This window comes from Streptomyces ortus (assembly GCF_026341275.1).
GTDB classification, from domain to species: domain Bacteria; phylum Actinomycetota; class Actinomycetes; order Streptomycetales; family Streptomycetaceae; genus Streptomyces; species Streptomyces ortus.
In genome coordinates this window covers 3,349,063-3,362,610 of sequence record NZ_JAIFZO010000002.1, presented here as the reverse complement: position 1 = coordinate 3,362,610, position 13,548 = coordinate 3,349,063, and the positions used below count along the sequence as shown (strand labels likewise).

Sequence of the window (13,548 nt, the reverse complement as noted above, 5' to 3'; positions counted from 1 at the left end):
CGGGACCGCAGGTCAGAAACCCGGCCCCCCACTTCTTCGGGTACTGACCCCAGGACACCCGGAAGAGAGCACGGATGAGGGCACGGATGAGGGCACTAACTTCTGGTTAGTGCCCTCTTCTGGTGAGCACTGCCTCGGAGTACGCTCACCGGGTGGACCTCACTGATACGCCCGACCTCGCGTACGACGTGTTCTCCAGAACGTGCCCTTCCCGGGGCACCCTCGAGCACGTCACCGGCCGCTGGGGCGCGCTCACGCTGAGCGCGCTGGCAGCGCCCGAGGGATCGCTGCGCTTCAACGAACTGCGCCGGCGCGTCGACGGCGTGAGCGAGAAGATGCTCTCCCAGACCCTGCAGGCGCTGGAGCGGGACGGGCTGGTGCACCGGGACGCACAGCCGACGAACCCGCCGCGGGTGGACTACGAACTGACGCCGCTGGGCCGCGAGGTCGCCGAACGGCTGCTGGCCCTCATCCACTTCGTGGAGGGGCGCATGGACGAGGTACTGGGGGCGCGCGAGCGCTACGACGTCACACGCGGCTGTCGCTGACAGCGCGGGCAGAAATAGCTGGACCGGTTCATCCAGGGCCTGCGCCGCATCACGGTGCCGCAGCGCCGGCACGGCTCGCCCTCACGCCCGTACGCGTCGAGCGAGCGGTCGAAGTAGCCCGACTCGCCGTTCACGTTGACGTAGAGGCTGTCGAAGCTGGTGCCGCCGACGGCGAGTGCCGCGTTCATCACATCCCGTACGTGGCCGAGGAGTTCGGCCGTGCGCGGGCGCGTGAGACCGGTGGTGGGGCGCTCGTAGTGGAGTCGCGCGCGCCACAGCGCCTCGTCCGCGTAGATGTTGCCGACGCCGCTGATCAGCGACTGGTCGAGCAGGGCGCGTTTGACGGTCGTGCGCCGGCGCCGCAGCGCCTCGTGGAACGCGTCGTCGTCGAACAGCGGGTCCAGGGGGTCGCGCGCGATGTGCGCGATGACGTCGGGGAGCCCGTCGGGCGAGGTCTCGTGCAGGGAGAGGCCGCCGAAGGTGCGCTGGTCGACGAAGCGGAGTTCCGTGCCGAGGTCGTCCTCGAAACGGACGCGGATGCGCAGGTGCTTCTCGTCCGCCGCGGTGTGCGGCTGGACGAGGAGCTGGCCGCTCATGCCGAGGTGGGCGAGGACGGCGGTCCCGGAGTCGGCGAGCGGGAGCCAGAGGTATTTGCCGCGGCGCTGGACCAGGCCGACGCGGTGCCCTTCGAGGCGGGCTCCGAAGTCCTCGCCGCCCGCGAGGTGGCGGCGGACGGCGCGGGGGTGCAGGACTTGTGCGTCCGCGACGATGCGGCCGCTCACCCAGCGTTCGAGGCCTCGTCGTACGACCTCGACCTCGGGCAGTTCTGGCACGGGCTCCTCCGGAGGGGGGCGGTTCCATGGTCGGGTGCGGGTGGGTGGGGGTGATTGCGCCGTTCCCCGCGCCCCTTAAAGGCGAAAAGCGAAAGACTGCGCCGTTCCCCGCGCCCCCGAAAGGCGAAAAGCCCAAAGACTGCGCCGTTCCCCGCGCCCCCAAAAAAAGAGAAAAGACTTCGCCCGCCCCCGTTCGTCGGGGGCGGGCAAAGGCGTGGGTCAGGCTGAAGCCGGGTCGGGCGGGGGCGAGGAGGAGGCGTCGGGCGTCTCCTCCGTGACCTCGGCCGTCGGGGCTTCCGGTTCGGCGGTCGCGGCTGCCGCGGCACGTTCGTCCGCGGCGGCGCGGATGGCCCGCCAGGCGGACTCCGCGGCCTGCTGCTCCGCCTCCTTCTTGCTGCGGCCGGTGCCGGTGCCGTACGAGACGCCTCCGACGCGGGCAGCAGCAGTGAAGGTCTTCTCATGATCGGGGCCGGTCTCGGTGACCAGGTACTCGGGAACCCCGAGCCCCTCGGTCGCCGTGAGTTCCTGGAGACTGGTCTTCCAGTCCAGGCCCGCACCCAGATTCGAGGATTTCTCGATCAGGGGATCGAAGAGACGGTGGACGAGTTCGCCCGCCGCGTCCAGGCCCTGGTCGAGATAGACAGCGCCGATCACCGCTTCAAGGGTGTCGGCGAGGATGGACGCCTTGTCCCGGCCACCTGTGCCCTCTTCGCCCCGGCCGAGCCGGATGAAGGAGCCGAGGTCGAGCTCACGGCCCACCTCCGCAAGCGCACGCGAGTTGACCACCGCGGCCCGCAACTTGGCCAGCTGGCCTTCGGGCAGGTCGGGGTGGGTGGTGTACAGCGTGTCCGTGACCACGAGGCCGAGTACGGAGTCCCCGAGGAACTCCAGACGCTCGTTGGTCGGCAGACCGCCGTTCTCGTACGCGTACGAACGGTGGGTCAGTGCACGCACCAGAAGGGCGGACTCAAGTTTGTACCCGAGCCGCCCTTCCAGAAGGGTGTGGGACGAGGCTGTGTTCTCCGCCTTTTTCTTGGCGCCGACTTCCGCCTTGGCGTCGTCCGCCTTCTTGGGGCTAGACACAGTGCCTCTCACCAGCCGCTCAGACCTCGAGGACCTGGCGCTTGTTGTAGGTGCCACAAGCGGGGCACGCGATGTGCTGCAGCTTGGGCTCGTGGCAGCGCTCGCACGCAACCAGGGTGGGGACCGCAGCCTTCCACTGCGACCGGCGGTGGCGCGTGTTGCTGCGCGACATCTTCCGCTTCGGAACAGCCACGGCTACTTCTCCTGCTTCTCGTCGGCGGGCGCTGATGGAAGCGCGCCGCCGCCCAACTCGTCCTTCTCGCCATCTTCGAGTGAACCGGCGAGTCCCTGCAGTGCCGCCCAACGGATGTCGACGGCGTCATGATGGTGGTCCGGGTCGTCCGCGAGCCGGGCTCCGCACTGGGAGCACAGACCCGGGCAGTCGTCCTGGCACACCGGCTGCATCGGCAGTGCGAGCACCACCGCATCACGCAGCACGGGTTCGAGGTCGAACAAGCCGTCCTCGATGAAGAGCGTGTCCTCGTCGTCCTCGGCGTCGTCGGCCGGCTCCGCTTTCACACGGCCCCGGTCGTCGGCGTCAGGGTACGAGAACATCTCCTGGAAATCCGTGTCGAGCTGCTGCTCGACCGGCTCCAGACACCTTACGCACTCCCCCTTGGCCCGTGCATGGGCGGTGCCTGTGACAAGCACCCCTTCCATGACCGACTCAAGGCGGAGGTCGAGCCTCACCGGGGCGCCTTCCGGCACTCCGATGACTCCCTGCAGACCGAGGTCCTTGGGAGCGTCGATCTCACGGGTCAGGCGCTGCAGCGCACCGGGACGCCGCCCCAGCTCGTGTGTGTCGAACACAAGAGGGTTGCGGTGGTCGAGGCGGGCGTTCAGAGCCGTTCCTGCTTTCGATCTCGATGCTCGGGGTACTGCCCTCGGTGATTCCCGGGCAGCGGTGATCGCGGACGTGCACACGACCGAAGAGCCAGGATACTGGACCTTTCGCTCTCGGCCCAATCGGGTGCCCGCGCCCCTCCCGCGGCCCCGCCGGGGCGCGTGGCCGGTGCCTCAGCGCCCCTGTTCGTAGGCCCGCAGCTGCTCCGCGCTGATCATGGTGGTGTCGAAGAGACTGGTCTCGTCGAGCGCGTTCTCCTGCGGCTGCGGCGGCTGGGAGAGCTGGGGAGCCTGGGCGTACGTCTGCTGTCCGCTCTGGTCGTACGCGGCCTGCTGGTCGTAGCCCTGCTGCGGGTAGGCGGCGTACGGGTCGGCGTTCTGCTGGTAGCCGTACCCGTCGTGCTGCGCGTACTGCTGTTGCTGGTAGCCGTACGGGTCGGCGGGCTGCTGCTGGTAGGCGTACGCGTCCTGCTGTCCGTACTGCTGCTGGTGGGGCAGGTCCGCCGGGGGCTGGGGCCGGTCGGGGGCGCGGGTCCTGGCGGACTGCTCGGGGATCTCCGCGAGGCCGTCCAGGTACTCGGCGTCGGTGGTGTGCTGCCCGGTCGGCCCGTCCTCGCCGAAGGCGCCCAGGTCGCTCAGGTCGTCGCTGGCGATGCGGCCGTGCAGCTTCTGCCGGCCGCGGCCGACGGCGTCCAGGGTCTTGGCGAGGACGGCCTCGAAGGCGCCGAGCTTGACGTCGACGTACTGGTCGGCGTTGTGACGCAGGGTCTCGGGGTCGAGGCTGCGCTCTGGGGCGTCCTCGTCCTCGTAGCCCTGCTCGTCGGTGCCGGGTCCGGTGCCCAGCAGCTTCTCCCGGCCGCGGCCTACCGAGCCGAGGGTCTTGGTGAGGACGACCTCGAAGTTCGCGAGCTTGGAGTCGACGTACTCGTCGGCCTCGGCGCGGACCTCCTCGGCCTCCTTGCGGGCCTCGGCCAGGATCCTGTCGGCCTCGTTCTGCGAGCGGCGGGCGATCTCGGTGTCGGAGATCAGCGAGCCGCGCTCGGCGTGCGCGGACTCGACGATCCGCTCGGCCTCGAGGCGGGCCTGCTCGACCATCTGCTCGCGCCCGCCGATCAGCTCCTGGGCCTGGGCGAGAGAGCCCGGCAGTGCCTGGCGTACCTCTTCGAGCAGGGAGAGCAGTTCGGCGCGGTTGACCACGCACGAGGCCGACATGGGCATCGAGCGGGCGTTGCCGACCGCCGAGACGATCTCATCGAGCTTCTTCTGCACGTCCACCGTGTGCTCGCCACTCTCTACAGCTGTGATGGAGACGGACGGTTCGACTGTACGACCACTCCCGCCCCGCCCGACACCGGATGGCGGACTTGCTCAGTCCTTCGCGAGGCGTTCCGTGAGGGCTTCGAGGACCAGCGGCGGGACCAGGTGGGAGACGTCTCCGCCCCAGGTCGCGACCTCCTTGACCAGCGAGGAGGAGAGAAAGCTGTAGGTGGGGTTGGTCGGTACGAAGAGGGTCTCGACACCGGAGAGGCCGTTGTTCATCTGGGCCATCTGCAGTTCGTAGTCGAAGTCGCTGACCGCGCGCAGGCCCTTCACGATGGCCGGGATGTCGCGCTCCTTGCAGAAGTCGACGAGGAGGCCGTGGAAGGACTCCACCTCGACGTTCCCGAATTCCGCCGTGACCTGGCGGATCAGGTCGATGCGCTCCTCGATCTCGAAGAGGCCCTTCTTGGACTGGTTGATCATCACCGCGACGTGCACGACGTCGTACAGCTTGGACGCTCTGGCGATGATGTCGAGATGTCCGTTGGTAATCGGGTCGAACGACCCGGGACAGACGGCGCGGCGCACTTCAGATCCCTCGCTCTCCGGTCCGGTCATCGTGCGTCTTCGCACGTAGAGGCGGCGCGACCGTACCAAAACGTTCCCTCGCCGTAGCGGCGGGAGCGCAGTGCCTCAAAGCCGTCCGGCCATCGGAATTCGCCGCCTCTCGTACCGCGTTCAACGGTGACGAGCGCATCGCCCGCGAGCCAGCCCTCCGCACGGAGTGTGAGCAGGATCTCGCGAAGATCGTCATCGGTGACCGCGTACGGCGGATCGAGGAACACCAGGTCGTACGGGGCTTCGGGGGCGGCGGTACGGATGATCTGTTCCGCTTTGCCTGACCTCACCTCGGCGCCGGGCAGGCCGAGTGTCCGCACGTTGTCCCGGATCGTGCGGGCGGCGCGGGCGTCGGCGTCGACCAGCAGGGTGTGTCCGGCCCCGCGGCTCAGGGCCTCCAGGCCGACGGCGCCCGAGCCGGCGTACAGGTCGAGGACACGGTCGCCTTCGAGGGGGCCGCCGAGCAGGGACTGCCAGGTGGAGAAGAGACCCTCGCGGGCGCGGTCGGAGGTGGGCCGGGTGCCGGTGCCGGGCGGGACCGCGAGGCGGCGTCCGCCTGCTGTGCCGGCGATCACACGGGTCATGTGGGGTCCTTGGCCTTGCCGGAGGGGGTGGTCACGGGTCCAGTCTGGCAGGTGGGGGTTGGTTCGCCCGGTGGGTGGCTGCGGGTGAGTGAGGGCTGGCCGCGCCGTTCCCCGCGCCCCTGAAAGGCGAAGAGCCGGCTTCGCCGTGCTTTTCGTCTTTCAGCCCGTCTGGGGGCACCTCCCAGCGGTAGCTGGGGGAGTTTGAGGACGAGGCCGTTCAGGCCGACAAGGGGGTCTGGGGGCGCAGCCCCGGGGGACGGCGCCTTCTCAGCCCTTGTCCAGGTACTGCTCTCTCTCCTCGTCCAGGAGAGCCTGCAGAGCCGTGCGCAGCCCGGGAAGGTGCGCGAGGTCCGGGTCCGCGGCCACCACGGCCGTCGCCTCCTGCCGGGCCTCGGCGATGATCTCCTCGTCCTCGATGACCGCGAGCATCCGCAGCGACGTACGGGCCCCGGACTGGGCCTGGCCCAGGACATCGCCCTCGCGCCGCTGTTCGAGGTCGATGCGGGAGAGCTCGAAGCCGTCGAGGGTGGACGCCACCGAGGTCAGCCGCTGGCGGGCCGGGCTCGCCTCCGGCATCTCGGTGACGAGCAGGCACAGGCCCGGGGCTGAGCCACGGCCGACCCGGCCGCGCAGCTGGTGGAGCTGGGAGACGCCGAACCGGTCGGCGTCCATGATCACCATCGCGGTCGCGTTCGGTACGTTCACCCCGACCTCGATGACCGTCGTGGCGACCAGGACGTGCGTCTCCCCGGCGGCGAAGCGGCGCATGACGGCGTCCTTGTCGTCCGGGGGCATGCGGCCGTGCAGCACTTCGACATCGAGGCCCTGGAGCGGGCCCCTGGCGAGCTGGTCGGCGACTTCGAGGACGGCGAGGGGCGGGCGCTTCTCGGCCTCGTCCTCGGGTGACGGCTTCTTCTTCGCCTTCTTCGGGTCGTCGTCCTCGTCGCCGATGCGGGGGCAGACGACGTACGCCTGATGGCCGTTCGACACCTCCTCGCGCACGCGCTCCCACGCACGCGAGAGGAAGTGGGGCTTGTCCGCGGCCGGGACGACATGGCTGGCGATGGGCGAGCGCCCGGCGGGGAGCTGGTCGAGGACGGAGGTGTCCAGGTCGCCGAAGACGGTCATGGCGACCGTGCGCGGGATGGGCGTGGCGGTCATCACCAGCAGGTGCGGAGGCTGCTTGCCCTTGCCGCGCAGGGCGTCGCGCTGTTCGACGCCGAACCGGTGCTGTTCGTCCACCACGACCAGGCCCAGGTCGTGGAACTGCACCTTGTCCTCGATCAGCGCGTGCGTGCCGATGACGAGCCCGGCCTCGCCGGTGACCAGGTCGAGGAGCGCCTGGCGGCGGCCGGCCGCGCCCATGGAGCCGGTGAGCAGCACCACCTTCGTGGAGTCCTCGGCCCCGCCGAGCATGCCTCCCTCGGCCAGCTCCCCCATCATCTCGGTGATCGAGCGGTGGTGCTGCTGGGCGAGCACCTCGGTGGGGGCGAGCATCGCGGCCTGGCCGCCCGCGTCGACCACGGCGAGCATGGCGCGCAGGGCCACCATCGTCTTCCCGGATCCGACCTCTCCCTGCAGCAGCCGGTGCATCGGGTGCTCCGTGGCCAGGTCGTCGAAGATCTCCCTGGAGACCTTCTGCTGGCCCTCGGTGAGGGTGAAGGGGAGCTTGGCGTCGAAGGCGTTCAGCAGGCCGTCCTGCTTGGGTTTCCGCGCCACGGCGGGCAGTTGGGAGTCCGCGTGGCGGCGGCGGGCCAGGGCGACCTGGAGGACGAAGGCCTCGTCCCACTTGAGGCGGGCGCGGGCGTCCTCGATGTCCGCGTTGGTGTGCGGGCGGTGGATCTTGAGGAGGGCTTCGGGCAGGGAGACCAGGCCCCGGCCCTCCCGGAGTTGCTCGGGCAGCGGGTCGACGGCCTCCTGGACGCTCGGCAGCACCGTCTGCACCGCCTTGGCGATCTTCCAGGACTCCAGCTTGGCGGTGGCGGGGTAGAGCGGGATGAGTGCTCCGGCCCAGGTGTCCACGGTCTCGTCCGCGTCCTCCCCGCGCAGTGGCTCGTACGCCGGATGGGCCAGTTGGAGGCGGCGGTTGAACACGGAGACCTTGCCGGAGAACAGCGCGCGGGTGCCGGGCAGGAGGTCTTTGTGGGGCTTGTGCACGCCGTTGCCGAAGAAGACCAGCTTGAGCTGGCCGCTGCCGTCCGTGATGGTCACTTCGAGGCGCTGGCCCTTGCCGCGTGGGGCCTTGGCCGAGGCGAAGGTGAGCAGGCGGGCGTCGGCCACCTGGGCGACCACCGTCACATGCTCGTCCATGGGCAGGTCGGCGAGGTGGGTGAGCTGCCCGCGCTCCTCGTATCTGCGCGGATAGTGGTGCAGCAGGTCGCCGACGGTGTGCAGGCCGAGATGTTCGGCCATCACCTTCGCGGTGGCGGGTCCGAGCACCTTCTTCAGTGGTTCTTCGAGGGCGGGCACGAGATCCATTGCACACCACACCACTGACAATGCCCTATACGCACTGGAAATCCCCTGGTCAGACGGCCCGTTCCGGCCTTAGGATGTCCGGCTCCGGCACTGTTCGCGGTCGCCTCGTCACGGGACCGCCCGACCCCGCGCCGTCGCACGTCCCCCCACCGGCGCAGCGACGATGGACTCCCAGACCTCACAGCCGTCTCAGGCATCCCAGTCACCCCATACGTTCCAGGTCGACCTGCGCGGCCTCGTGGACCTTCTCTCCCATCACCTCTACTCCAGCCCCAAGGTCTATCTGCGCGAACTGCTGCAGAACGCCGTGGACGCGATCACCGCCCGGCGTGCCGAGCAGCCCGGTTCGCCCGCCCTGGTGCGGCTGTTCGCCGAGGACGGCACCCTGCGCGTGGAGGACTCCGGGATCGGGCTCACCGAGGAGGATGTGCACAGTCTCCTGGCGACCATCGGCCGCAGCTCCAAGCGGGCGGACGGCCTGGAGTCGGCCCGTTCGGGCTTCCTGGGCCAGTTCGGCATCGGCCTGCTCGCCTGCTTCGTGGTCGCCGAGCGCGTCCGCGTGGTCAGCCGCAGCGCGCGTACGCCCGACGCACCACCCGTGGAGTGGACGGCGACCGACGACGGCTCGTACCGCGTCCGTACGCTGCCGCCCGAGGCCCGTACCGAACCGGGCACCACCGTGTACCTGGAGGCCCGTCCGGGCGCCGCGGACTGGCTGGCCGAGGAGCGGGTGCTGTCGCTGGCCCGGGACTTCGGTTCGCTGCTGCCGTACGACGTCCGGGTGGGCGACGAGAGGGTGACGGAGCTGCCGGCGCCCTGGGACCGCTCGTATCCCGGTCCGGCCGCCCGGCGGGTCGCGCTGGCCCGGCACTGCCACGACCTGTTCGGGTTCACCCCGCTGGACTCGATCGAGCTGAACGTGCCGCTGGCCGGGATCCGCGGCGTGGCGTACGTGCTGCCGTCCGCGGTCAGCCCCGCCCAGCGCGCCGGTCACCGCGTGCACCTGAAGGGCATGCTGCTCACCGACCGGGCCGAACAGCTGCTGCCCGACTGGGCGTTCTTCGTGCGCTGCGTCCTGGACACGGACAGCCTGCGGCCCACCGCGTCGAGGGAGTCGCTGTACGAGGACGAGACCCTGGCGGGCGTACGGGAGGCGCTGGGCGAGCGGATCCGGGCCTGGCTGACGGGGCTCGCGGCCGGGGACCCGGAGCGGCTCGGCGCCTTCCTCACCGTGCACCACCTGGGCGTGAAGTCCCTGGCGCGGCACGACCGCGAGATGCTGCGCACGATGCTGCCGTGGCTGCCGTTCGAGACCACCGACGGACGGCTGTCCCTGGAGGAGTTCGCGCAGCGGCATCCGGTGGTGCACTTCACGCGGACGGTGGAGGAGTACCGGCAGGTCGCGCAGATCGCCTCCGCGCAGGGCGTGGGGGTCGTCAACGGCGGCTACACGTACGACACCGAACTGATCGAGGCCCTGCCCTCCGTGCGCCCCGGGACGGTCGTCGCGGAGCTGGACGCCGACACGGTGACCGCCCATCTGGACGCGGTCGACCCGGCGGTGGAACTGGCCCTGTCGGCCTTCCTGGGGGCCGCGCGGGCCACACTCGACCCCCTGGGATGCGATGTCGTCCTACGGGCCTTCCATCCGCTCTCCGTACCGGCCCTGCACCTGGACGACCGGGCGGCCCGCCACGAACAGGCCCGCGCGGACGCCGAGGAACAGGCCGACGACCTGTGGGCGGGCATCCTCGGCTCACTGCGCGGCAGTGCCCCGCGCGCGCGGCTGGTGCTCAACCATCTGAACCCGCTGATCCGGCGGATCGGTTCGCTCGACGACCCGGAGCTGATCGGCACCGCCACGGAGTCGCTCTACGGACAGGCCATGCTGATGGCCCAGCGTCCGCTGCGGCCCGCGGACTCGGCGCTCCTGAACCGCGCCTTCATGGGCCTCCTGGAGTGGGCCACCCACCACGACTCCCCCGAGGAGGGCCCCCGATGAGCCGGCCCCTGGACGACCACACGGACTTCGACGCGCTGCGCCGGGCGATGCAGGAGAACTACGAGCAGCCGGAGGGCCCCGCCCGCAACGCGCGCGCGGAACAACTGCTCACCGAGGCCGAGAAGCTGAACATCCCGCTCGCCGTGATCGAGGCGCTCGGCCACCAGCTGAAGGTCTACAACTACAGCTCCGAGAAGGACCGGATGTTCGTCCCCTTCGCGCGCCTGCTGCGCATGTGGGACGAACGGCCCGAGGACTTCGACGCCTACGAGACCCACTCCTTGCACTGGGTCTTCAAATGGGTCTCCTCGGGGATGCTCGGCCAGCCGCACATACCGCTCGCCTCCATCGAGAAGTGGCTCGGCGAGATGGAGCACCGCTACCGCCTCGCCGGGCACTCCGAACGGGCCGTGCGCGCCGCCGAGTTCCACGTGGCTCGGGAGGTCGGGGACCTGGGACGGGCCGAGCGCGCGTACGCGGCGTGGCTCGCCGCGGACCGGGACACCATGGCCGACTGCCACGCCTGCGAACTGCACGACCAGGGCGGCTGGCGGGCGGAACGGGGCGCGGACGCCGAGGCCCTCGATCTGTGGCGGCCGGTCCTGGAGGGCGAGTACACCTGCGCCCACGAACCGCACGCCGTCCTGGCGTCCTCGCTGCTGCCGCTGCTGCACCTCGGCCGTACGGAGGAGGCACGCGCCCACCACTTGCGCGGTTTCCGGCTGGTGCGCCCCATGGAGAGCATGCGCGGCGCGTACGCGGACCATGTGGAGTTCTGCGCGCTGAGCGGCAACGAGGCGCGTGCCCTGGAACTGCTCGCGGAGCGGCCCTCGTACTTCACGGACAGCGGGGAGCCGCGCAGCCGCATGGACTTCCTGGCCGTGGCCGCCCTGCTGGCGGACCGGCTGACCGCGCTCGGGCTCGGCACCCGGGCCGTGCCGGGGCCTGCGGGGCGCACCTGGACGGCGGCCGAACTCGCCGCCCACGCGCGCGTGGAGGCCCTTTCCCTGGCCGGGCGCTTCGACGCGCGCAACGGCACGACACGGGTGAGCGAGCGTGTCCGCCGGCGCATGGACCGGCAGCCGCTGGTGGAGCGCCTGCCCCTGGGGATACGCGCGGCGGCGCGGACCGGCGGCGTCACCGCCTTCGCCGCCGCCCCCGTGCGGCCGGCGGCGGCTCCGGTCGCCGAGGACGCGGCGGAGCTGCCCGCGCTGCTCGCCGAGGCCCGGCGGCTCTCCGCTTCGCTGCATCCGGGGTCCGTCGCGGCGTGGGCGGCGGTCGCCGAGGCCGTCGGAGAGGCCGGGGACCTCGGGGGCGGCGGGGCCGTCGGGGCCGTCGATGGCCTGGGGCTGACTTCGCGCGACCGTGCGGAGATGACCGACCACGAGGCGATGGGCCTCGGCCCGGAGGGTGTGGAGCTGTTCGCCCGCGCCGCCGGGTTGTACGAGGAGGCCGGCGACCCGGGCGAGGCGCTGGCGGCACGCGCGCGTGGCGCGTACGCGCTGGCCCTGTCCGGCCGGAGCGAGGAGGCGCTGGCCGCGGTCTCGGAGCCGTACGAGCGGGTGCTCGCGCTCTTCGCGGAGGGTGCGACCGGGCTCGGGCAGGCCGCTTCCGTGCTGGTCGGGCGCGCCCGGATCCTGTTGCGGCGGGTGCACGAGGCGGCGGGGACGAACGGGCTGAACGGTGGTTCGGGGGGCGTCCCGAAGGCCGTTGCCGCCGCCAGGACCGCCGCGCGGGCCGCCGCCAGGGAGTTGCTGGCCCTCGCGGGGCCCGGCGCCGGGGACGATCTCCTGGTCGCCTCGCGGGCCGCGGAGGCACAGGCGATGCTCGGCGAGCTGGCCGCGCTCTCCGGAAACGCGGAGCAGGCCGCCGAGCTGCTCACGGCGGCCTCGGAGGCGTTCGTGGCGGCCGGGGTGCCGTGGTTCGCGGCGGAGTACGAGGCCCGGCTGACCGGTCTCGCGCGCCAGCTGGGCGACGCCGAGGCGGCCGAGCGGGCGGCCAGGGCGGCGCTGGAGCACGGGGCGCCCTACATGGAGGCGGTCGGGCATGCCCAGCTGCACCTCCAACTGGCCGAGATACTCGGCGCCACGGGGCGGTTCGGGCCCGCGGCGGACCACGCCCTGGAGGCGTCGCACTGGGCCGACGAGGGCGGCGAGAGCGCCACGCTGGGCGCCTGGGCGCGGCATCAGCTGGGCGGCTTCCTGCTGCGCCGGGAGCGGTGGGCGGAGGCCGCGGAGGTCCTGGAGTCGGCGCTGGCGGAACTGAGCGCGGAGACGCACGGCGAGGGGGCGATCGTGCAGACCCGGTGGTGGCTCGGCGACTGCCTCACCGAGCTCGGCGAGTACCGCGAGGCCGCCGAGCACTGGCTGCGGGCCGCGGACATCGCCCGGCGGTGGCCCGAGCAGCAGGACCACGCGACGCTCGCGCACCTGGCCGCGGAGGCGCTCGGGCAGGCGGGGCTGGATCGCGAGGCGGAGCTGTCCTACGAACGCGCCGGTGAGCTGTGGGCGACCCTCGGGAACGTCCACGGGCTGGTCCGCTCCTTGCGGGCCCGTGCGTGGCTCACTGTGCGGGGGCGGGACGGCGGGGGCCCTGAGGACGCCAGGGACGCCGGGGCGTCGGAGGGCGGTGCGGGGGTCGATGGGGCGCGGGAGTTGATGGGGCGGGCCGTCGGTGTGTGCGAGGCGGGTGTGGCCGGGGCCGAGGACGAGGAGGGCGCTCGTGAGTCGCTCGTCGCCGAACTCGCGCATACGCATCGGCAGTTCGGTGATCTGGTGGCCCGGTCCGTGCCCGACGACGCCGAGGACGAGACGATCCGCGCCCTGTTCGAGGAGGCGCTGGAGCATTTCGCGCTGGCCGTGTCGGGGTTCCGCTCGCTCGGGGCGGACGCGCTCCATGACCGCACGGGGGCGCAGCTTGCCGCCGGGTGGATCGAGGCCGACCTCGACCGTCCGGGGTGGGCGGCGGGGCGGGCTCGGGAGGTGGTTTCCGCGTACGCGGATGTCGGCGCGGGTGTCGGTGTCGGTGCCGACGAGGTGGTGGCTGTTCGGGTCGCCGAGGCGGAGCGGTTGTTGCGGGCTACGGAAGGGTTTTGAGCGGCGAGGCCTGGGCGTGGGATTGCGGGTGCGGGTGCGCTGTTGCTGGTCGCGCAGTTCCCCGCGCCCCTAAAGGCAAAGGATTGCGCCGTTCCCCGCGCCCCTGAAAGCAAGGGCGGAAGATTGCGCCGTTCCCTGCGGCCCCGAAGGCAAAGACAAAAGACTGCGCCGTTCCCCGCGCCCCTGAAAGTTCCCCGCACCCCT

Annotated in this window: 11 protein-coding genes; 3 read left to right on the top strand and 8 right to left on the bottom strand. The window is 71.5% G+C overall.

The window, feature by feature from the left end; translation table 11 throughout:
• Positions 1 to 152 precede the first annotated feature (152 nt).
• Positions 153 to 548 (top strand): winged helix-turn-helix transcriptional regulator, encoded by a 396-nt coding sequence (locus K3769_RS18110; protein ID WP_267027446.1) that lies wholly within the window; start codon positions 153 to 155, stop codon positions 546 to 548.
• Here K3769_RS18110 and mutM read toward each other — a convergent pair.
• From mutM to recG, 8 genes are all read right to left on the bottom strand, one after another.
• Positions 521 to 1,381, bottom strand: a complete 861-nt coding sequence (gene mutM / locus K3769_RS18105; RefSeq protein ID WP_267027445.1) for a bifunctional DNA-formamidopyrimidine glycosylase/DNA-(apurinic or apyrimidinic site) lyase — start codon at positions 1,379 to 1,381, stop codon at positions 521 to 523. The genes K3769_RS18110 and mutM overlap by 28 nt on opposite strands.
• A gap of 219 nt (positions 1,382 to 1,600) precedes the next feature.
• Complete coding sequence (gene rnc / locus K3769_RS18100; RefSeq protein ID WP_267027444.1) at positions 1,601 to 2,476, bottom strand: ribonuclease III; 876 nt, start codon at positions 2,474 to 2,476, stop codon at positions 1,601 to 1,603.
• A gap of 7 nt (positions 2,477 to 2,483) precedes the next feature.
• Positions 2,484 to 2,657 (bottom strand): 50S ribosomal protein L32, encoded by a 174-nt coding sequence (gene rpmF / locus K3769_RS18095; RefSeq protein WP_006139588.1) that lies wholly within the window; start codon positions 2,655 to 2,657, stop codon positions 2,484 to 2,486.
• 2 nt (positions 2,658 to 2,659) lie between these two features.
• Entirely contained in the window at positions 2,660 to 3,307 is a 648-nt protein-coding gene (locus tag K3769_RS18090; RefSeq protein WP_267031428.1) for a YceD family protein, read from the bottom strand.
• A 174-nt stretch (positions 3,308 to 3,481) separates the two neighbouring features.
• Entirely contained in the window at positions 3,482 to 4,582 is a 1,101-nt protein-coding gene (locus K3769_RS18085) for a F0F1 ATP synthase subunit B (protein WP_267027443.1), read from the bottom strand.
• Positions 4,583 to 4,675: 93 nt separating this feature from the next.
• Positions 4,676 to 5,155 (bottom strand): pantetheine-phosphate adenylyltransferase, encoded by a 480-nt coding sequence (coaD, locus tag K3769_RS18080; protein ID WP_267031427.1) that lies wholly within the window; start codon positions 5,153 to 5,155, stop codon positions 4,676 to 4,678.
• 26 nt (positions 5,156 to 5,181) lie between these two features.
• Positions 5,182 to 5,769, bottom strand: coding sequence for a 16S rRNA (guanine(966)-N(2))-methyltransferase RsmD (gene rsmD / locus K3769_RS18075; RefSeq protein WP_267027442.1), 588 nt, complete (start codon positions 5,767 to 5,769; stop codon positions 5,182 to 5,184).
• A 267-nt stretch (positions 5,770 to 6,036) separates the two neighbouring features.
• Entirely contained in the window at positions 6,037 to 8,247 is a 2,211-nt protein-coding gene (gene recG, locus K3769_RS18070) for an ATP-dependent DNA helicase RecG (RefSeq protein WP_267027441.1), read from the bottom strand.
• 163 nt (positions 8,248 to 8,410) lie between these two features.
• Between recG and K3769_RS18065 the strand changes: the two genes are divergently transcribed.
• Together K3769_RS18065 and K3769_RS18060 are read left to right on the top strand one after the other, a co-directional pair.
• Positions 8,411 to 10,249, top strand: a complete 1,839-nt coding sequence (locus K3769_RS18065) for an HSP90 family protein (RefSeq protein ID WP_267027440.1) — start codon at positions 8,411 to 8,413, stop codon at positions 10,247 to 10,249.
• Positions 10,246 to 13,344: a tetratricopeptide repeat protein gene (locus K3769_RS18060; RefSeq protein ID WP_267027439.1), complete on the top strand. Its 3,099-nt coding sequence runs from the start codon at positions 10,246 to 10,248 to the stop codon at positions 13,342 to 13,344. The genes K3769_RS18065 and K3769_RS18060 overlap by 4 nt, the downstream gene beginning before the upstream one ends.
• Positions 13,345 to 13,548 lie beyond the last annotated feature (204 nt).

Excerpts from the sequence above, each read along its gene's own strand:
- rsmD (WP_267027442.1), bottom strand. The coding sequence starts at position 5,769 with ATGACCCGTGTGATCGCCGGCACAGCAGGCGGACGCCGCCTCGCGGTC.
- recG (WP_267027441.1), bottom strand. The coding sequence starts at position 8,247 with ATGGATCTCGTGCCCGCCCTCGAAGAACCACTGAAGAAGGTGCTCGGA.
- K3769_RS18065 (WP_267027440.1), top strand. The coding sequence starts at position 8,411 with ATGGACTCCCAGACCTCACAGCCGTCTCAGGCATCCCAGTCACCCCAT.
- K3769_RS18060 (WP_267027439.1), top strand. The coding sequence starts at position 10,246 with ATGAGCCGGCCCCTGGACGACCACACGGACTTCGACGCGCTGCGCCGG.